This is a genomic window from Streptococcus sp. OMI870 (genome assembly GCF_047460295.1).
Classification (GTDB): Bacteria; Bacillota; Bacilli; order Lactobacillales; family Streptococcaceae; genus Streptococcus.
In genome coordinates, this window is record NZ_JASHGM010000005.1 from 41876 (window position 1) to 61183 (window position 19308).

Sequence of the window (19308 nt, forward strand, 5' to 3'; positions counted from 1 at the left end):
TCTCAGAGTTTTGACTATTTTTGTGTCGTTTCGAAAGGAAGTAAAATGCAAAAACGGGATTTTCGGACCAAGTTGAATCAGACGGTTTTTGGTGTGAGAGCCACTGCTTTGATTGTAAAAGATAATCGTTTGTTAGTCGTAGAAGATGAGGATGGTTTTTATACGATTGGAGGTGCCATTCAAGTGGATGAAGCTACTGAAGATGCTGTGGTTCGAGAAGTAAAAGAAGAACTTGGCGTTGCATCTAGAGCAGGTCAGCTAGCTTTCATTGTTGAAAATCGCTTTGAACAAGATGGGATTCACTACCATAATATTGAATTTCATTATTTGGTGGACTTGCTGGAAGAAGCACCGTTAACCATGCAAGAAGATGCGAAGTCATTACCTTGCAGATGGCTTGCTTTAGATGATCTACATACTGTAAATCTGAAGCCGGCATTTTTGAAAACTGCCTTACCAGATTGGGACGGACAATTACGACACATCCATCTTGAAGAATAGGAGAAAAAATGACTTATAATTTTATAGAAGAATACGATATTATTGTAATCGGAGCGGGGCATGCTGGGGTAGAAGCCTCCCTTGCTGCGAGCCGAATGGGTTGTAAAGTTTTACTTGCAACCATCAATATCGAAATGTTGGCGTTTTTGCCATGTAATCCTTCGATTGGTGGTTCTGCAAAAGGGATTGTTGTCCGTGAGGTAGATGCTCTCGGTGGAGAGATGGCCAAGAATATTGACAAATCCTATATTCAGATGAAGATGTTGAATACAGGAAAGGGACCAGCTGTTCGTGCGCTTCGTGCTCAAGCAGATAAAGAGCTCTACTCTAAGGAAATGCGTAAGACAGTTGAGAACCAAGAAAACTTGACCCTTCGCCAAACCATGATTGATGAAATTTTGGTAGAAGACGGGAAGGTTATTGGTGTTCGAACTGCGACTCACCAAGAATATGGGGCCAAGGCTGTTATTGTGACGACAGGAACAGCTCTCAGAGGGGAAATTATTATTGGGGATCTTAAGTATTCGTCAGGACCTAACCATAGCCTTGCTTCTATTAATTTGGCTGAAAACCTCAAAAATCTTGGACTAGAAATTGGACGGTTCAAAACGGGTACGCCACCACGTGTAAAGGCATCGTCAATCAATTATGAAGAAACGGAAATTCAACCTGGTGATGAGAATCCAAATCACTTTTCTTACAATTCGCGTGACGAGGATTATTTAAAGGATCAAATCCCTTGTTGGTTAACCTATACCAATAGTCAAAGCCACGAGATCATCAACAGCAATTTACACCGGGCCCCTATGTTTACAGGTGTTGTAAAGGGTGTTGGCCCTCGTTATTGTCCATCTATTGAAGATAAGATTGTTCGCTTTGCTGACAAGGAACGTCATCAGCTTTTCCTTGAACCAGAAGGACGCAATACAGAAGAAGTCTATGTCCAAGGCTTGTCAACCAGTTTACCAGAGGATGTGCAACGAGATCTTGTCCATTCTATTAAGGGATTGGAAAATGCTGAGATGATGCGAACGGGTTATGCGATTGAGTATGATATGGTTCTTCCACATCAATTGCGGGCAACTTTAGAAACCAAGAAAATTTCAGGTCTCTTTACAGCAGGCCAAACCAATGGAACATCTGGCTATGAGGAAGCTGCTGGCCAAGGAATTGTGGCAGGGATTAATGCTGCCCTAAAAATTCAAGGAAAACCAGAGCTCATCTTGAAACGGAGTGATGGTTATATTGGAGTCATGATTGATGACTTGGTAACCAAAGGGACAGTTGAGCCCTATCGTTTGTTAACAAGTCGTGCTGAATATCGTTTAATTCTTCGTCATGATAATGCAGATATGCGCTTGACAGAAATCGGTCGCGAGGTTGGTCTAGTTGATGACGAACGTTGGGCACGTTTTGAAACCAAGAAGTATCAGTTTGAAAATGAAATGAAGCGCCTTGACAGTATTAAGTTAAAACCTGTAAAGGAAACGAACGAGAAGGTTGCAGCGCTAGGCTTTAAACCATTGACAGATGCTGTCACAGCCAAAGAATTCTTGAGAAGACCAGAAGTATCTTATCAAGATGTTGTTAACTTTATCGGACCAGCTGCTGAAGAGTTAGATGATAAGATTATCGAGTTGATCGAAACTGAAATTAAGTACGAGGGTTATATCTCAAAAGCTTTAGATCAGGTTGAAAAAATGAAGCGAATGGAAGAAAAACGAATTCCTGCCAATATTGACTGGGATGATATTGACTCCATCGCAACAGAAGCTCGTCAAAAATTCAAGTTGATTAATCCAGAAACGATTGGTCAAGCTAGCCGGATTTCAGGTGTCAACCCAGCTGACATTTCTATCTTGATGGTATATCTTGAAGGCAAGAGTCGGAGCATTTCAAAAAATAAATAAAATTACTAATCTCATGGGGCTGAAATAGTTTTTCAGCCTCAATTTTATAGTTTGCAATCCTTTCTGTTTGTTGACAAGTTTGTCAATGAGGTTTACAGATAAGTGGACTGTGAAAAAGCTTTTTGCCTGTCTATCTTCTCTTTAATATTAAAGAGAAACCTCGCTTTTTACCTCCATTTATGGTATAATTCCGTGAAGAGGTTTATGATGAAAAAATTTCGTTTATCGTTCATCCATTATGTGTTAATTGGTTTTATTTCATTTGCAATTTTAGCAATTTTTTTAAGAATCTTTGGCAAAGGCTATGTAACTCTTATTGCAATTTTTCTAGTCTTAGCTGCTTTGATTGCTTTATTTGAATACCAATTACAGATTTCAGAGTTAGATGAACTCGAACAAATACAGTATGTTAACCATCAGGCAGAAAGTGGATTAGCATCTCTACTTGATAAAATGCCTGTAGGTGTTATTAAGATTAATAAAGAAACTCAGGAAGTCGAGTGGTTTAATCCCTATGCAGAATTGATTTTTTCAACAGATGATGGTGATTTTAACGTTGAATTATTGAAAAAACTACTCAACACCTTGTTTGAAGATAAAGGCCATTATGTCACTGTAGCCGATAAGAAATATTCGGTTTACTTTGATCAGACATCAAGTGTTGTATACTTTTTTGATGTTTCAAGTGAGTATGAAGCAACTGTCGGATTAGTGACGACTCGGCCAGTGATTGGTATTATCTCTGTTGATAATTACGATGATCTAGAAGATGTCATTTCTGATTCGGATATTAGCAATATCAATAGTTTTATTGCTAATTTTGTGGAAGAGTTTACAGCTCACTACCATATGTTTTACAGACGTGTGGGGATGGATCGTTTCTATTTGTTTACGGATTACACGGTCTTGGAGCAATTGATGGAATCGAAATTTTCTGTTATTGATCAATTTCGTGAAGATGCCAAAAATCGTGAACTACCTATTACCTTAAGTATGGGATTCTCATATGGTGATGGAGAGCATGATGGTATTGGTAAAGTGGCTCTATTGAACCTGAACCTTGCGGAAGTTCGTGGTGGGGATCAAGCAGTTGTCAAGGAAAATAATGAACAGAAAAATCCTATTTTCTTTGGTGGGGGAACGGCCTCGGCTGTAAAACGCACTCGAACTAGGACACGCGCTATGATGACAGCCATTTCTGATAAGATCAAATCTGTTGACCAAGTCTTCATTGTTGGGCATAGAAATTTAGATATGGACGCATTGGGTGCCTCTGTGGGAATGCAATTTTTCTCTAGTAATATTTTGGCCTCATCCTATGTTGTTTATGACCCACATGCGATGGCCAGCGATATTTCACGAGCGATTGAGAAATTAGAAGATGAACAAGTTACGAAAATCCTTACCTTAGAGGAAGCCATGCAAATGGTAACGGATCGCTCCTTGTTGATTATGGTTGACCATTCTAAGACAGCCTTGACTCTCTCTAAAGATTTTTATCAACAATTTCAACAGATTATTGTCATTGATCATCATCGTCGAGATGATGATTTCCCTGAAAATGTTCTGATCACCTATATTGAAAGTGGAGCAAGTAGTGCGAGCGAATTGGTAAGTGAACTTATTCAGTTCCAGAAGTCGAAGAAAAATCGATTGACGAAGATTCAAGCTAGTGTCTTAATGGCTGGAATCATGCTGGATACTAAGAACTTCTCCACACGTGTTACAAGTCGGACCTTTGATGTGGCGAGTTACCTTCGCTCAAGAGGTAGTGATAGTGTAGCCATCCAGGAGATCTCTGCTATTCAGTTTGACGAGTACCGCGCAGTGAACGAACTGATCTTGACTGGTGAAAAGATTTTGCCGCATATCATCGTAGCTTGTGCCAATACGACTAAAGCCTATGATTCAGTAACCATTAGTAAGGCTGCTGATAGTATGCTAGCCATGTCTGAGGTAGAAGCAACCTTTGTCATTGCTTGTAATCAAAGTGGGACTGTCTCGATTTCTGCACGAAGTCGAAGCAAAGTCAATGTACAGCGTATCATGGAACAGCTTGGCGGAGGAGGTCATTTCAATTCGGCAGCCTCTCAAATTGAGGGTCAAGATTTGATGAGTATTCGTCAACAACTGATTGAGACGATTGAAAACGAAGTAACTATTGAAAAGGAGAATGTAGAATGAAAGTTATTTTCTTAGCGGATGTAAAAGGTAAAGGTAAAAAAGGCGAAATTAAAGAAGTGCCTACTGGTTATGCACAAAACTTTTTGATCAAGAAAAATCTTGCGAAAGAAGCCAATGCCCAAGCAATCGGTGAACTTCGTGGAAAGCAAAAGTCAGAAGAAAAAGCGCATGCTGAGTTGTTAGCAGAAGCGCAAAAGATTAAAGCGAAATTGGAAGAAGAAGCAACTGTTGTTCAATTCACTGAAAAAATTGGGCCAGATGGCCGTACTTTCGGCTCTATTACTAATAAAAAGATTGCAGAAGAACTTGAGAAACAATTTGGCATTAAAATTGATAAACGTCATATCCAAGTTGCCTCCCCAATTCGTGCAACAGGTTTGATTGATGTCCCTGTAAAAATTTATCAAGATGTTACAAGTGTGATTAATATTCGTGTAAGCGAAGGGTAAACACGATCGATAGAAAGGTTTTTTTATGGCTGAGATAGAGGAATTACGAACACAACCTCAAGATATCCAAGCTGAACAATCAGTGTTGGGAGCCATCTTTATTGATGAGGGAAAATTGGTCTTTGTTCGTGAATATATCGAACCTGGCGATTTCTTTAAATATTCGCACCGTTTGATTTTTAAAGCCATGATTGATCTAGCTGACCGTGGGGATGCGATTGATGCGACGACTGTTCGAAATATTTTAGATAGTCAAGGAGATCTCCAAAATATTGGTGGTCTCTCCTATTTGGTAGAAGTCATTAATTCGGTACCAACTTCAGCTAACGCGGAGTATTACGCGAAGATTGTAGCCGAAAAAGCTGTCCTACGTCGGTTGATCTCTCGATTAACGGAAAGTATTAATCAAGCTTATGATGGCGCGAGTCCTTCAGATGAAATCATTGCGGGTGCTGAAAAAGCTCTGATTGATGTTAGTGAAAACGCAAATCGTAGTGGATTTAAAAATATCCGAGACATCTTGAATAGTAACTTTGGTAGCTTGGAAGCCCGCTCGCTTCAAACCTCTGATATCACGGGTATTGCGACAGGCTATCGCGATTTGGACCATATGACGACGGGGCTACATGAGGAAGAGTTGATCATTTTAGCAGCTCGTCCTGCAGTAGGGAAAACAGCCTTTGCTCTAAATATTGCACAAAATATCGGAACCAAGTTGGATAAGACAGTGGCTATTTTCTCATTAGAAATGGGTGCTGAAAGTTTGGTCGACCGGATGTTAGCAGCTGAAGGCTTGATTGAATCCCATTCGATTCGTACAGGTCAATTGACGGATGAAGAGTGGCGAAAGTATGCCATTGCTCAAGGAAATTTGGCCAATGCGAGTATTTACATCGATGATACGCCAGGAATTCGGATCACTGAGATTCGTTCGAGAGCAAGAAAATTAGCGCAGGAAACAGGCAATCTCGGTCTTATTCTGATTGACTACCTGCAGCTGATTACAGGGACTGGAAGAGAAAACCGTCAACAGGAAGTTTCAGAAATTTCCCGTCAGTTAAAGATTTTGGCCAAGGAACTAAAAGTACCTGTTATTGCTTTGAGTCAGCTGTCACGTGGTGTGGAACAGCGCCAAGATAAACGTCCTGTTCTTTCTGATATTCGTGAATCTGGATCCATTGAGCAGGATGCGGATATTGTTGCCTTCTTGTATCGAGATGATTATTATGATCGGGCTGGTGAAGAGGAAGAAGATGGTATTCCCAATAATACGGTTGAAGTGATTATAGAGAAAAACCGTTCAGGTGCGCGTGGAACAGTAGAATTAATTTTCCAAAAGGAATACAATAAATTTTCAAGCATTTCAAAGAGAGAGGATCAATAAGATGAGTGATGCATTTACAGATGTTGCAAAAATGAAAAAAATTAAAGAAGAGATCAAGGCTCATGAAGGACAAGTGGTTGAAATGACACTTGAAAATGGACGGAAACGTCAAAAAAATAAATTTGGACGCTTGATTGAGGTCTATCCTTCTTTATTTATTATCGAGTATACGAACGACAATAGCTTACCAGGTGAACCGGCCAATACATACGTGGAGTCTTACACCTATTCAGATATTTTAACAGAGAAGAATTTAATTCGTTATTTGGATTAATTTCTTGCTTTTATCGTCTAAATCAGTTATTATAATAAATACATATGGGAGTCTGTGTACAGTCTGAGAGGAAGTGTAAGCTTCGACCGCACCTGATCTGGGTAATGCCAGCGTAGGAAACAAATGAAATTTATTTTTCGTTTTAAGTGACCTTGTGCAATCCGTCTCCTATTTTGGAGGCGTTTTTTATTTGTGAGAAAGGAGGTTACGATGTCTCTTGTAAATAGATATTCAAAGCAGTTAATAGGGATTGCAGGATTTACTGCTCTTCTTGTTTTATGGCAGTTGGCAGGAGTTTTAAACATCTTACCAAAATTTGTATTGCCGACGCCACTTGAAATTGGGACTGCCTTTGTGCGAGATCGAGTGCTTCTGATGCATCACAGTTTGTCTACCCTTCAAGTGGCCTTGATCGGACTTGTTATAGGGGTTCTTTTGGCTGCTGGCTTAGCAATTCTCATGGATAGTTTTCAATGGGTGAATGATTTGGTCTATCCCTTTATGGTTGTTATTCAAACCATTCCGACGATTGCCTTAGCCCCCATATTGGTCCTTTGGTTTGGGTATGGTATGCTTCCAAAGCTTGTCTTGATTATTATTACGGTAGTGTTTCCCATTGTAGTTAGTTTCTTAGATGGCTTTCGACATTGTGATCAAGACATCTTGAGATTGTTTCAGATTATGCAAGCCAACCGTTTTCAGACCTTAGTCCACTATAAAATTCCTGCAGCACTTCCTTATTTTTTTGCAGGTTTACGCGTAAGTGTCTCCTATGCCTTTATCAGTACGGTTGTTTCAGAATGGTTAGGAGGGTTTGATGGATTGGGAGTTTATATGATCCAATCGAAGAAGTTGTTTCAGTATGATACAATGTTTGCGATCATTGTATTAATTTCTGCTATTAGTTTACTCGGTATGTTTCTCGTTGACCAATTAGAAAAACGCATTTTGAAGTGGAAAAAGGGTTGACAAACTTGTAAATAGTGTAAAAATAAATTGACAATAATGTAAAAGAGGTATTTCTTATGAAGAAGCAGTTAGCTTTGGCTTTATCAATTATTTGTGGAGTTGTTTTTTTGGTTGCTTGTCAAAATTCTGTCAAAAAATCGTCAAGTAATGAAACGAAGATTGATTTTATTCTAGATTGGACCCCGAATACCAATCATACAGGTCTCTATGTAGCAAAGGAAAAAGGCTACTTTAAAGATGCAGGACTGGATGTAGATATAAAACTTCCCCCGGAAGACAGTAGTTCTGATTTGATTATCAATGGGAAAGCTCCATTTGGTATTTATTTCCAAGATTCTATGGCCAAGAAATTGGATAAAGGTGCGGGTATTACCGCTGTTGCAGCTATCGTCGAACACAATACGTCAGGGATTATTTCAAGAAAAGATGCAGCGATCACAAGTCCAAAAGATTTGGTTGGTAAGCGGTATGGCACCTGGAATGATCCAATTGAGTTGGAAATGATCAAATCGATGATGAAAAAAGAAGGGGCTGATTTTAATCAAGTAAAATTGGTTCCAAATAGTGATTCAAATTCCATTACTCCGATTGAAAATAAGCTCTTTGATGCTGCTTGGATTTATCATGGTTGGGATGGAATTTTGGCTGAGCAAAAGGGAATGAAGACGAATTTCTTCTATATGAAAGATTTTGTTCCTGCATTTGACTACTATTCGCCTGTTATTATTGCTAACAATGACTATTTGAAGTCTCATAAAGAGGAAGCAAAAAAATTCATTCAAGCGGTGAAAAAGGGCTACCAATATGCTATAGAGCATCCAGAAGAAGCTGCGGATATCTTGATCAAACAGGCCCCTGCCTTGGCAAATCAGCGTGATTTTGTCCTGGCTTCCCAAAAATATCTTTCTAGTCAATATGCTTCAGACAAGGACAAGTGGGGGCAGTTTGATCCTAAACGTTGGAATGCTTTTTATGCTTGGGCAAAAGAGCAAGGATTGGTTTCAAATGACTTAAGAGACAAAGGTTTCACAAATGAATTGGTAGGTGACTGATATTTTAACAGTAAAAGATGTAAGTTTCACATTTGGAGATAAAGCAGTTTTAAATAATGTATCACTAGAAGTGCAAAAAGGAGAAATCGTATCTATTTTAGGTCCCAGTGGGGTTGGCAAATCAACCTTGTTCAATTTAATTGCTGGGATCCTTCCCTTGCAAACGGGATCTATAGAAGTAGATGATGCCCCGATCTCTTTTGGGAAAGTCAGCTATATGTTACAAAAGGATCTTTTGTTAGAACATAAGACAGTATTGGGAAATATTATTCTTCCCCTTCAATTAAAAAAAATTCCTAAGGAAGAGGCGACATCTACAGCTCTAAAATTGTTAGAGGAATTTAAGCTAAGAAGTATCGCCAACCTTTATCCCAATGCGCTGAGTGGGGGGATGCGGCAACGGGTGGCGCTATTGAGAACCTATCTTCTGGGCCATTCTGTCTTTCTACTAGATGAAGCTTTTAGTGCTTTAGATGAATTGACAAGGCAGGATCTTTATCAATGGTATCTGGAAAGCAAGGAACGTCTTGGTCTCACCACTCTTTTGATCACTCATAGTATCGAAGAAGCTTTGACATTGAGTGACCGGGTCTATATCTTGAATCATAATCCTGGAGAAATTGTTGCAGATCTTCCTTTAAAATGGGATCCAGCAACGGATAGAGACTGGCAACAATTGCAATATAAAAAACGAATCATAGAATTATTGTCTGAATTTCATTGAAATTGTTTTGAAGTACTTTACAAAGTCTCTATTCCGTGATAAAATAGAATTTGTGCGAAATGACAGCAGGACAAAATGAAGCTCGTCAACAGGAAGTCAGCTAGAAAAGTAACCTTTGCTGTTTGGGCGAAGGCTTTCTGAACGAATCAGGTTTGTCTAAAACGTTATTTCCTACAAAAATTATTTTTATAGGAGGACATTTCACATGTCACGTTATACAGGACCATCTTGGAAACAATCTCGCCGTCTTGGCTTGTCACTTACAGGTACAGGTAAAGAATTGGCACGTCGTAACTACGTACCAGGACAACACGGACCAAATAACCGTTCAAAATTGTCAGAATACGGTTTGCAATTAGCTGAAAAACAAAAACTTCGTTTCTCTTACGGACTTGGTGAAAAACAATTCCGTAACTTGTTCGTACAAGCTACTAAAGTTAAAGAAGGAACTGTCGGTTTCAACTTTATGCTTCTTTTGGAACGTCGTTTGGACAACGTTGTTTACCGTCTTGGACTTGCGACTACTCGTCGTCAAGCTCGTCAATTCGTTAACCACGGTCACATCCTTGTTGATGGAAAACGCGTTGATATCCCTTCATACCGTGTAACTCCAGGTCAAGTGATCTCAGTTCGCGAAAAATCAGCTAAAGTTCCGGCTATCCTTGAAGCTGTTGAAGCTACAGTTGGACGCCCAGCATTCGTATCATTCGATGCTGACAAACTTGAAGGTTCATTGACTCGCCTTCCAGAACGCGATGAAATCAACCCAGAAATCAACGAAGCACTTGTCGTTGAATTCTACAACAAAATGCTTTAATTTTAAGATATATCTTACGAAAAGCCCATGGTTGTGGGCTTTTTGTTTTGTCTTAAATCCTTGATTTCTAGGTTAGCTACCCTTTTTGTTTTCTTAAAACCTAAAACTGCTAATAAAAAAATCCTGATCTATCTAGATCAGGAGGCACTGTTACCGTAACATTTTCATTAAAAATTCAGCCATTTGTTGAGGGCTTTCTTTTTTTCCGCGAGAAACCCACATTTGACAGACTCCGAAGAAGGCATTGGTCAGATAGACAGAACTGTAGACTCTTTCAATATCTGTTAATGATTTATGACTATAGCGCTCTTGCAAACTATCAACCAGAAGAATCTGCAATTTATGTCGTAAGAAGGTTTGAATCTCCTTGGTTCCATTCTCTGTCAGAAGAACCGCAAAAAGGGGCTCCTTGGTTAGAAATTCAAACACCTCTGTAATCGCTTGGCGCTTGTCATCTTGGTGTTTGTCAAAGATGTATTCAAGTTTGTGAAAGAGTGCTTGTTGGTAGCGCTCGATCATGTCGTACTTGTCTCGATAATGGGTATAAAAACTAGAGCGACTAATACCGGATTCTTGCGCCAACTCAACCGTTGTGATTTGGTCGAATGATTCCTTTTCGAGTAGTCGAACCATCGCTTCTTCAATATTTCGTTTTGTTTTTAATCGTTTATTGCTCTCAGTCATCTGTTAATCCTTTTTGCACAAAATTATACACAGTGTCCAAAAAATAAAATTCCTACTTGTGAAAATTTCTAGAAACTGTATAATCTATTATATCAGAAATTTAGACAATGTGTATAAAAAGGAGACAAAAAATATGATGAAAGAATGGAAGGCTATTCTTAAAAAGCCAACATTTATTATTGTCATGATTGGAGTTGCGTTGATTCCAGCTCTTTATAATATTATTTTTCTATCTTCCATGTGGGATCCATATGGCCAAGTTTCGGATCTTCCTGTAGCGGTTGTCAATAAGGATCAATCTGCTACATATAATGGACAAAAAATGGAAATCGGGAAAGACATGGTGTCCAATTTGAAGGACAATGATTCGCTTGATTTTCATTTTGTAGATGAGAAAGCTGCGAAAGATGGTCTAAAAAATGGCGATTATTATATGATTGTAACGCTACCTGAGGATCTTTCAAAAAAAGCTAGCTCCATCTTAACCAATCATCCGGAACAGATGACTATTGATTACCAAACGTCCAGTGGTCATAGTTTCATTGCAGGAAAAATGAGTGACTCTGCGATGACAAAAATGCAGCAGTCGGTGGCTGAAAAAGTGACCAATACTTATACAACTGCTTTATTTTCCAAAATGGGATCGCTTAAAACTGGTATGGGGACAGCGGCAGATGGAAGTGCTAAATTAGCAGATGGTGCAACAAAGTTGGAAAACGGTGGGCAAACACTGACCACTAATTTGAATACCTTAGCTAGTTCCAGTTTAACATTTTCAGATGGTGCAACCACCCTTCGTACGGGTCTAGCAGCCTATACAAATGGTGTTGGTCAATTAGGAAATGGTCTTAATCAAATGGCTGGTCAACTTCCAAACTTGGTATCTGGAGTCAATCAATTAAATAATGGGTTTGGTACTTTTAATACAGGTTTGATGGCTTACGCTACCGGAGTGGATCGATTAGGAAATGGTCTCAATCAAATGGCGAGTCAAACCCCTCAGTTGGCCTCAGGAGTTGGTCAGTTAACCAGTGGTATGGGGACACTTAATGACGGTCTTGGGAATTATACCAATGGCGTGCGTCAATTGAATTCGGGTCTATCTAACTTTTCAAATGGTTTAGTGACCTATACAAATGGAGTCGCTACTTTATCAGAGGGAGCTGGTCAATTAAGTAGTCAATCTGCTACCCTTCGAAATGGGATTTCACAATTAGAATCAGGTATTCAAACCTTATCAAGCCAGCTACAAGCTTCTACAAGTCAATCCGCTCAGATTGATCAATTGGCAACTGGTTTAAACCAATTAAATGCAGCGATTCAAAATGCTTCAGTAGATACCAGCCAACTTTCATCTGGCTTGACGAGCATTGTAGATTCAGCCCAAGCGATCCTTGCTTCAGCTCAGGCAGATCGAGCAAATGCCCTTGCAAGTGTGCAAGGGACAGCAGCTTATCAAGCAATGACAGCTGATCAACAAGCGGAAATCAGTGCGGCGATCTCATCGAGCCCAAGCTCGAGTGAAACAGCAGCTCAAGGGATCTTGACAACGATCCAAACGATCCAAGGTAGTTTGAATACAGGAAATAGCTTAACACAGCTGCAAACTGCAGCCAATCAAGTTTTACCAACAGCTTCTTCTACCTTGACAGACTTGTCAAGTGGCTTGTCTAAGATCCAATCCGCAGTTAGTGGACAATTGTTGCCAGCTAGCCAAACCATTAGTCAAGGGATCGGCGCTTATACAGCTGGTGTTGATAAAATCGCTAGTGGGGCAAGCCAACTTCAGACCAATAGTAACACTTTAACAGATGGTGCTAGTCAGTTAGCAGCAGGTGTTGGCCAACTAGATAGTAAATCATCGGAATTGCTTGCAGGAAGCAATCAATTAACTTCTGGACTAGGTGAGTTAAATGGTAAGATGCCTGCTTTGACATCAGGTATGAATCAACTGACTTCAGGAGCGACACAATTGACAAGTAAATCTGGTGAATTGATTGCTGGTGCTGGAAAATTAGCTGATGGTGTAGGGCAATTGAACAGCAAAACTCCAGAGTTGGCAGGTGGTGTCAACAAACTTGTCACAGGTGTCAACCAGTTGACAGAGAAATCAGGTCAATTGGTGACGGGGGCTGATAAACTAGCTGACGGAGCAAATCAAATCTCAGAAGGATCCAGCAAATTAGCAACGGGTGGCCAAACATTGACAAACGGTTTAGGTGAATTAGCAACAGGAAGCCAAACCTTGAGTCAAGGATTAAACGATGCTAAGGGACAATTGAATGTGGCTACAACTGAAAAAGAAAATGCAAAAACCTTAGCCAATCCTGTTACGACTTCTAAAACAGACCATGATAATGTTCCTGTGAATGGTGTCGGAATGGCTCCTTATATGATCTCGGTAGCACTCTTTGTTTGTGCCTTGTCAACCAATATGATCTTTGCAAAATTGCCATCCGGTCGTCATCCTGAAAGTCGTTGGGCATGGTTTAAATCTCGCTTTGAGGTCAATGGAACCATTGCGGTGGTTGCAGGAATCTTGGTCTATGGTGCTGTTCACTTGATTGGTTTATCTGCCAATCATGAGATGGCTACCCTCTTCCTTTGTGTGATCGGTAGTGTAGCCTTCATGTCTATCGTGACCGCTTTAACAACATGGCAAAGAAAGGTCGGTGCTTTCCTCTCTTTGATCCTCTTGCTTTTGCAATTGGCTTCTAGTGCAGGAACTTATCCTCTTGCTTTGACAAATGGATTTTTCCAATCCATTCATCCATTCTTGCCAATGAGCTATACCGTCTCTGGTCTTCGTCAAACGATTTCGATGACAGGAGAAATTGGAAATCAAGTCGTCTTTCTTCTGATGACTATTGCTCTTTTTGCAGGTCTCGGAATGTGGTTTTATAATCCCAAAAAATATGAAGAGGACTAATCTTCAGGAACTCCCAACAATGAATGTGTTGAGAGTTTTTTGTTTCATGTGAAACAAAAATTCTCGCTTAAACAAGCGAGAATATTCATTATTTAAAGAAGACAACATCAGGATTTGGCGTAATATAGAGGAGTTGGTCGTTTTCAAAGACCAATTGGATGGTGTTGTTTTTATAGGTGTAAATGGTGTAATCTACTCCAAATTTAGAAGCTTGTTTCAGATCAACGGCTCCCAATAAAAAGGCATGAGCTTGTTCTTCTGTAATTTTCCCCTTATGGTAGAGATTTTTAATATTTTCTAGTTCAATATTTTGAAAAGATTCGCTAATATAAGCAGGGTCTGTTAGTTGTTTCTCTGGATTTCCAAGGATTTTTTGGACAAGAGCAGTGGTATACCCTTCATAATCCGGCGTTTGTACAAAAATATTGTCGTCATTTCTAGAGTAGGCTACTTTTAAGTTCCCTGTTGCATAAATTTTATTCTTGGGTGCTTCTTGGGCATTTCTAGGGAGCCCTTCGGTTGTGATGATGTCAGAAGTGGTCTCCGTAGTAGTTGAGGGAGAGCTAGAGGAATTACCTGTGCTAGTTGAGCTAGTTGAACGACTTGAGCTACTTTTTTTAGTGGTTTTCTTTTTTGAGCTGGTAGTAGTAGGCTCTTGTTTAAAATTGATCTTAAGGTCCGGCACACAGGCTGATAGAAAAAGAAGAGACAGCAAGAGTGTGAAGAAAAGAGGTAGTATCTGTTTTTTCATCATGTTCCTTTCAACAAGTTGATTGATTTTCTATTCTATCATAAAAAGAATAACAAAAAAAGGTCAGGAAGAAATCCTGCCTTTATTTGTTATTATGGATGTCCGCCTCCAGGTCCACCACCTTGAGGCCCGCCACCGCCGGGAGCACCACCGCCTCCAGGCATGGAATTGACAATTTCTGTTTGTTTTTCACCGTTGATATAGATATCCCCGCCAGTATAGGTGGCTGTTCCATCAAAGTCAAAGCCGGATTGCCCCGTCAAATTGATGGTTCCTCCAGTCACAGTGACATTGCCGTTAGAGTCGATTGGATCGGTATCCCCTTGGCCAACTTCAACGTTGAGAGTTCCACCGTTCATGGTGAAGAAAATTTCATCTTGGTTAGCATTGGCATTGGCCGCATTGACACCGTCATCGGTTGAGTAGATGGTGATATCTCCTCCGTTGATTGTGATCGATTTTCCTTCGAGACCTTCGACAGACTCGCTTACCTTGTAGGTTCCGCTATCGATAACCAGATCACCAGAAGCATGGATACCATCGTCCCCTGCTGCAATGGTCATGGTATTGTCAGACAGATACATGGTTCCGACAGATGTATCTTCATCGTTATCCACCTTGACCGCATCTTCATCTGCATCGATGGTCATCGTCGTACCGGTGATATTGAGCTCATCATTGACATTGAAGGCATCTCCTACAGCCGTGATCTTATAGGTTCCGCCTGTGATGTGGAGAGTGTCATTGGCCTTGATCCCGTTGTTCTTCTTGGCATCAATATTGAGCGTACCCGAACCATTGATGGTGAGATCCCCTTTAGAGAAGATGACCGCATCGGCATCTTCATCATTGTTTGAACTTGAATCAGACAAGGTATTGGTCGTGCCATCTGCTAGAGTCAGGTAGACATGCCCTGCTTTCGTAGCAGAGATTGGCGCGTTGGTGTTGGTCATGGTAACCCCTTTTAAGACGATATGAACATCATCTGAATCACCTGCTTCGACCTTGATTTGAACCCCATTAGATTCACCAGAGATGACATAGGTTCCGGCCTTCGAGATGGTCACGGTGGATCCAGAAACGGCTACGCCATCACCTGCTACACTTGCAGAAGATCCAGACAGTTTGACAGTAGAGGCGGTACTTTCATCATAAGAGGTGTCCTTGTCCTTATCTGTAAAATAGTTGGAGCTATCTGTTTTACTATTTGAAGTAGAAGCAGCGGTTGTTTGGGCGGTATTGCTTGTTGTAGCTGATTGAGATGACGCTTGGGTATAAGCTGTCAGTAAGGTGAGGGTCGCGGCCCCCGTTACTAAGAATTTCCATTTGTTTGATTTCATGAGCTTTTCCTCTCGTTCCATTGATATGCTCCTAGTCTAAAGTTGCTAGCTGAAAGTTTCCTAAAGTTTTTCTGAAAGGAACCTTAACTTTAGTTTTCTTTAAGTTTGGCTTAATGAAAGCTTAAGAAAAGGCCACTAAACTAAGGAACCAGTAAAGCGACTCGTGGCTTTGCAACAAAAACGATAAAGAAAATGACCAACTTTTTATAGAACAAAAGGAGAAAAACATGAAAAAAACGGTAGAGACAAGTTTCAAGCGGATTGAAACCAAATATGTAGTGAATAAAGAAGACTTGGATGACTTATTGAAAGATTTGAAGAAATATGTTGTTGAAGATGATTATCCCATCTCCACGATTTCGAATGTTTATTTTGATACTGAAGACTTCGATGTGATCCAAGATGCCCTTGCTAAACAGAACCGTCGTGAAAAGATTCGGATGCGGACCTATATAGAGCATCCAACAGTAGATAGTCCGGCCTTTCTAGAAGTAAAATCAAAGGATGCAGAAGGTATTGGTCACAAGTTCCGCCTGGTCTCGAACCCCTCCTCTATTACCCGCCTCATGACGGATGGACTAGTGGATCAGACCATTCAGGATCTGGACTTGGTGCAAGAAATCCAAGCTCTGCGTCAGCGCTATGATCACCGACTACAGCCTCAGATGTACATCTATTATGATCGTTTGTCCTTAAAAGAAAAGAAGAGCATCCAAGGCTATCCTTACAATAAGATTCGGGTCACCCTGGATCAAAACCTAGTCTATCGGGATCAGCAGGTCAGTCTCCATCGTGGGAAAGTTGGAGAGCCTTTATTAGAAGAAAATACCATCATTATGGAAATCAAGGCTCCAGGTGAAGAACCTCAGTGGCTGAAGGATATTCTGGATAAGTACGGACTGGTCAAACAGAAATTTTCGAAATACAGTTGTGCCTACCATAAGTCACAAGGCTTAGACTATGCACCAACGCCAATTCAAGAAAGGACAGGTGCTGCCTATGTCTAATCTATTTGATTCTATTTTTAACAATGCTACGGCAACTGTAGATCCAGTGCGTCTGATGTTGGCCTTGGTTGTCAGCCTAGTGCTCGGGATGGCCCTGTCTTGGACCTACAAATACCGTACCCTCTATACGCGTGAATTTATCGTCAGTCTCACCTTGCTTCCCTGCATGATGACCCTGGTGATTTTCCTAGTGAACGGGAGTCTGGGGACCTCGATTGCAGTAGCGGGAACCTTTAGTTTGATTCGTTTTCGGTCTGCTACCAGCGGCTCGAGAGAATTGATCGCGATTTTCCTTGCCATGATTATTGGTTTAGCAGCGGGGTCGGGCTACCTCTTATTGGCAGTTTTGTTCATGGCCTTTCTGTTAGCTATCTGGCTCTTGCTCGAAACCAAGCAAAGTAAGACCGACCACCAACGGCGCCGTCACCTGACGATTGAGCTAGAAAATCAGTCTAGGATTGCGGAGAAGATCAGCCGTTTGCTGGATTGCAATTGTACAGAAGTCGACTTGATTTCGGTTAATACAAGCCAAAATGGGGAGCAGCTTACCTTGGATTATGAAGTGGATCTAAGACCAGAAGTTGACGATTTTGCCATGACGACCCTCCTAACAGAAGAAATTTATCATTGCGATGTATCCTTGACCAAGAAGGCTAAGAAAAGAAAGAACTTATAGACGCTATCCTCCTTTAGGATAGCTTTTTAGGCTTTTAAGAACTTTTTAAGAAAAAGTGGTATACTGTTTCTAAAAAATTGAAGGAATCCTTTATGAAAAAGACTGCTATTTTTGAAGATGTCATCTCGATTATGAGCCATGATTCATCTACCATCAAGGATCGAAAAGGATGCGACCCCGATCGCTTTCGAGAAAAAATGACAGATGATATGACAGATGATGACTTTCTCTATCAAGTTAATGCTTACCTAGCTAGTTTTGGTGTGATCGGACATGTTTCCTTTCTAGATAAAAAGGCCAGTCAAAAAGGTTTTCTTTTGAGAATAAATGGACAGAAACTGTATGTTGAGGAAGCTAATGAAGATACGGGACTTCAAGTAGGAGATCAGATCTTAGCTTTGGATGGAAGTGACTTGGAGCAGGTAGCGTCTCTTCATAAGGACTATTTTATCAGTAAGACCCCTGAAAGACACTACCGAGAATGGGCGGATTTGGTCTCTCAGTCCACAAGGGTCACCCTGCTTCGAGAAGGGGTAGAAAAGACCATTGAAGTAGCGCCCAGTCGAGAACCAATCCAAGATCAGATTTTTTGGAAACGATTAGACGATGAGATTCTTTATCTTCGTCTGGATAATTTTATGGATGAAGGAGCCATTAGTCGGGTATACCAAGAGTGTTTACTGATGATGACGGAGGTCAAGTTTCTTCTCATTGATGTCCGACAGAACGGCGGAGGGACAGATTCTTTATATTTCCCTCTAATACATCTAGGCTTAGAGAAGGATCAGGGATATGATTCGCTTGACTGGGACGATGATGGCATGGAAATTCTCTATACGGAACGTAATGTCGATTTACGCTTGAAAGATTTTGAGGACTGGATGCAACAGGAAGAAATTAGTCCTGAAACCATTAAACTGCTTGAAGAGATGAAAGAGGAATTGCTCCGCCATCGGGGGAAAGGCTATGTACCGTATCAGCAAGAAAGTGAGGAATTCTTCCCAGAGGTTAGAGGAGGCCACTATCCCGAGCGGATCTTTATCTTATCAGATATCTATTGTGGATCATCTGGGGATAATTTTGTCCAGATGATGAAGCAGTTTAAGAAGGTAACGGTGGTAGGTAGACCAACTCTCGGGATTTTAGACTATTCCAATTGTTGTACCGTTGATTATGGTGATTATCGATTGATGTTTCCCACTTCTCGCTGTCTAAGCGTGGATCAAGGCAAAGGAATGACGGATCAAGGTGTTGAACCGGATATAGAGGTTCCCTGGAGTCCTGACCATTTTGAAAGAGATGTAGATTTAGACAAGTGCTTGGAGTTAATTCGTCAGAGCAACATAAAATAAAAAGAATTCCCATCAGAAAATGTAAAGAAGAAAATTGCTTTGGTTAGAAGGCTTTAATGATTCGAAATGATAACGTTTTCTATGACATTCTCACTATGTTTAAAATTGCTTACTTGGTATAAAAAATGGTAAAATAGACATTGACAATCAAAATGAAGAGTGAAAAAGATGAAACATAAAACACTTTATAAATTTATAGGGCAAACAATCTTGTATTTTGCTATTTTCTTAGCCCTACTCTATTTCTTTAGTTACCTTGGTCAAGGTCAAGGTGGCTTTATCTACAATGAATTTTAAAGGAGATC

18 protein-coding genes and 1 riboswitch are annotated in these 19308 nt (G+C 40.4%); of the genes, 15 read left to right on the forward strand and 3 right to left on the reverse strand.

The genetic code is table 11. The features are described 5' to 3' along the window. The first annotated feature begins 45 nt into the window (after nucleotides 1-45). The 10 genes from QM968_RS08560 (at nucleotide 46) to rpsD (ending at nucleotide 10264) form a co-directional block, all read left to right on the forward strand. A complete protein-coding gene (locus QM968_RS08560; RefSeq protein ID WP_414383514.1) occupies nucleotides 46-501 on the forward strand; it encodes an NUDIX hydrolase in 456 nt (151 codons plus the stop codon). 8 nt (nucleotides 502-509) lie between these two features. Then, complete coding sequence (mnmG, locus tag QM968_RS08565; protein ID WP_009731909.1) at nucleotides 510-2411, forward strand: tRNA uridine-5-carboxymethylaminomethyl(34) synthesis enzyme MnmG; 1902 nt, start codon at nucleotides 510-512, stop codon at nucleotides 2409-2411. Nucleotides 2412-2615: 204 nt separating this feature from the next. Further along, entirely contained in the window at nucleotides 2616-4595 is a 1980-nt protein-coding gene (locus QM968_RS08570; RefSeq protein ID WP_414383516.1) for a DHH family phosphoesterase, read from the forward strand. Then, nucleotides 4592-5044, forward strand: coding sequence for a 50S ribosomal protein L9 (gene rplI, locus QM968_RS08575; RefSeq protein WP_414383518.1), 453 nt, complete (start codon nucleotides 4592-4594; stop codon nucleotides 5042-5044). The genes QM968_RS08570 and rplI overlap by 4 nt, the downstream gene beginning before the upstream one ends. 25 nt (nucleotides 5045-5069) lie before the next feature. Continuing rightward, nucleotides 5070-6428 carry a replicative DNA helicase gene (gene dnaB, locus QM968_RS08580; RefSeq protein WP_414383520.1) on the forward strand — a complete coding sequence of 453 codons (1359 nt, stop codon included), beginning with the start codon at nucleotides 5070-5072 and terminating at the stop codon, nucleotides 6426-6428. A gap of 1 nt (nucleotide 6429) precedes the next feature. Further along, the gene (locus QM968_RS08585; RefSeq protein WP_003009183.1) at nucleotides 6430-6702 is read left to right on the forward strand and encodes a Veg family protein; all 273 of its coding nucleotides are present in this window, start codon (nucleotides 6430-6432) and stop codon (nucleotides 6700-6702) included. 34 nt (nucleotides 6703-6736) lie between these two features. After that, nucleotides 6737-6838, forward strand: a riboswitch (TPP riboswitch). Nucleotides 6839-6912: 74 nt separating this feature from the next. Further along, on the forward strand, nucleotides 6913-7671 hold the full coding sequence (locus tag QM968_RS08590) for an ABC transporter permease (protein ID WP_009731905.1): 759 nt from the start codon (nucleotides 6913-6915) through the stop codon (nucleotides 7669-7671). 56 nt (nucleotides 7672-7727) lie between these two features. Beyond that, the gene (locus QM968_RS08595; protein ID WP_009731904.1) at nucleotides 7728-8723 is read left to right on the forward strand and encodes an ABC transporter substrate-binding protein; all 996 of its coding nucleotides are present in this window, start codon (nucleotides 7728-7730) and stop codon (nucleotides 8721-8723) included. Beyond that, nucleotides 8716-9447 (forward strand): ABC transporter ATP-binding protein, encoded by a 732-nt coding sequence (locus QM968_RS08600; RefSeq protein WP_009731903.1) that lies wholly within the window; start codon nucleotides 8716-8718, stop codon nucleotides 9445-9447. Before QM968_RS08595 ends, QM968_RS08600 begins: the two co-directional genes overlap by 8 nt. Before the next feature lie 205 nt (nucleotides 9448-9652). Continuing rightward, nucleotides 9653-10264 carry a 30S ribosomal protein S4 gene (rpsD, locus tag QM968_RS08605; RefSeq protein WP_003002210.1) on the forward strand — a complete coding sequence of 204 codons (612 nt, stop codon included), beginning with the start codon at nucleotides 9653-9655 and terminating at the stop codon, nucleotides 10262-10264. 150 nt (nucleotides 10265-10414) lie between these two features. Here the strand turns inward: rpsD and QM968_RS08610 are convergent, their stop codons facing one another. Further along, nucleotides 10415-10948 carry a TetR/AcrR family transcriptional regulator gene (locus QM968_RS08610; protein WP_003001962.1) on the reverse strand — a complete coding sequence of 178 codons (534 nt, stop codon included), beginning with the start codon at nucleotides 10946-10948 and terminating at the stop codon, nucleotides 10415-10417. Between the two features lie 133 nt (nucleotides 10949-11081). Between QM968_RS08610 and QM968_RS08615 the strand changes: the two genes are divergently transcribed. Next, complete coding sequence (locus tag QM968_RS08615) at nucleotides 11082-13877, forward strand: YhgE/Pip family protein (protein ID WP_414383522.1); 2796 nt, start codon at nucleotides 11082-11084, stop codon at nucleotides 13875-13877. A gap of 88 nt (nucleotides 13878-13965) precedes the next feature. On the opposite strand, the gene QM968_RS08620 is transcribed toward QM968_RS08615, so the two are convergent. After that, entirely contained in the window at nucleotides 13966-14628 is a 663-nt protein-coding gene (locus QM968_RS08620) for a DUF4947 domain-containing protein (RefSeq protein WP_414383524.1), read from the reverse strand. A gap of 92 nt (nucleotides 14629-14720) precedes the next feature. Next, nucleotides 14721-15968 (reverse strand): carbohydrate-binding domain-containing protein, encoded by a 1248-nt coding sequence (locus QM968_RS08625; protein ID WP_414383608.1) that lies wholly within the window; start codon nucleotides 15966-15968, stop codon nucleotides 14721-14723. Between the two features lie 227 nt (nucleotides 15969-16195). Here QM968_RS08625 and QM968_RS08630 point away from each other — a divergent pair, with 227 nt between their 5' ends. From QM968_RS08630 to QM968_RS08645, 4 genes are all read left to right on the forward strand, one after another. Beyond that, entirely contained in the window at nucleotides 16196-16975 is a 780-nt protein-coding gene (locus tag QM968_RS08630) for a polyphosphate polymerase domain-containing protein (RefSeq protein ID WP_414383526.1), read from the forward strand. Continuing rightward, on the forward strand, nucleotides 16968-17651 hold the full coding sequence (locus tag QM968_RS08635; RefSeq protein ID WP_414383528.1) for a DUF4956 domain-containing protein: 684 nt from the start codon (nucleotides 16968-16970) through the stop codon (nucleotides 17649-17651). Before QM968_RS08630 ends, QM968_RS08635 begins: the two co-directional genes overlap by 8 nt. A 92-nt stretch (nucleotides 17652-17743) precedes the next feature. Further along, complete coding sequence (locus QM968_RS08640; protein WP_414383530.1) at nucleotides 17744-19003, forward strand: S41 family peptidase; 1260 nt, start codon at nucleotides 17744-17746, stop codon at nucleotides 19001-19003. Nucleotides 19004-19171: 168 nt separating this feature from the next. Further along, nucleotides 19172-19300: a teichoic acid D-Ala incorporation-associated protein DltX gene (locus QM968_RS08645; RefSeq protein ID WP_006595368.1), complete on the forward strand. Its 129-nt coding sequence runs from the start codon at nucleotides 19172-19174 to the stop codon at nucleotides 19298-19300. Nucleotides 19301-19308 lie beyond the last annotated feature (8 nt).

Excerpts from the sequence above, each read along its gene's own strand:
- QM968_RS08635 (WP_414383528.1), top strand. The coding sequence starts at position 16,968 with ATGTCTAATCTATTTGATTCTATTTTTAACAATGCTACGGCAACTGTA.
- QM968_RS08615 (WP_414383522.1), top strand. The coding sequence starts at position 11,082 with ATGATGAAAGAATGGAAGGCTATTCTTAAAAAGCCAACATTTATTATT.
- QM968_RS08640 (WP_414383530.1), top strand. The coding sequence starts at position 17,744 with ATGAAAAAGACTGCTATTTTTGAAGATGTCATCTCGATTATGAGCCAT.
- rpsD (WP_003002210.1), top strand. The coding sequence starts at position 9,653 with ATGTCACGTTATACAGGACCATCTTGGAAACAATCTCGCCGTCTTGGC.
- QM968_RS08570 (WP_414383516.1), top strand. The coding sequence starts at position 2,616 with ATGATGAAAAAATTTCGTTTATCGTTCATCCATTATGTGTTAATTGGT.
- QM968_RS08560 (WP_414383514.1), top strand. The coding sequence starts at position 46 with ATGCAAAAACGGGATTTTCGGACCAAGTTGAATCAGACGGTTTTTGGT.
- dnaB (WP_414383520.1), top strand. The coding sequence starts at position 5,070 with ATGGCTGAGATAGAGGAATTACGAACACAACCTCAAGATATCCAAGCT.
- QM968_RS08630 (WP_414383526.1), top strand. The coding sequence starts at position 16,196 with ATGAAAAAAACGGTAGAGACAAGTTTCAAGCGGATTGAAACCAAATAT.
- QM968_RS08625 (WP_414383608.1), bottom strand. The coding sequence starts at position 15,968 with ATGAAATCAAACAAATGGAAATTCTTAGTAACGGGGGCCGCGACCCTC.
- QM968_RS08610 (WP_003001962.1), bottom strand. The coding sequence starts at position 10,948 with ATGACTGAGAGCAATAAACGATTAAAAACAAAACGAAATATTGAAGAA.
- QM968_RS08645 (WP_006595368.1), top strand. The coding sequence starts at position 19,172 with ATGAAACATAAAACACTTTATAAATTTATAGGGCAAACAATCTTGTAT.
- mnmG (WP_009731909.1), top strand. The coding sequence starts at position 510 with ATGACTTATAATTTTATAGAAGAATACGATATTATTGTAATCGGAGCG.
- QM968_RS08585 (WP_003009183.1), top strand. The coding sequence starts at position 6,430 with ATGAGTGATGCATTTACAGATGTTGCAAAAATGAAAAAAATTAAAGAA.
- QM968_RS08590 (WP_009731905.1), top strand. The coding sequence starts at position 6,913 with ATGTCTCTTGTAAATAGATATTCAAAGCAGTTAATAGGGATTGCAGGA.
- rplI (WP_414383518.1), top strand. The coding sequence starts at position 4,592 with ATGAAAGTTATTTTCTTAGCGGATGTAAAAGGTAAAGGTAAAAAAGGC.
- QM968_RS08595 (WP_009731904.1), top strand. The coding sequence starts at position 7,728 with ATGAAGAAGCAGTTAGCTTTGGCTTTATCAATTATTTGTGGAGTTGTT.
- QM968_RS08620 (WP_414383524.1), bottom strand. The coding sequence starts at position 14,628 with ATGAAAAAACAGATACTACCTCTTTTCTTCACACTCTTGCTGTCTCTT.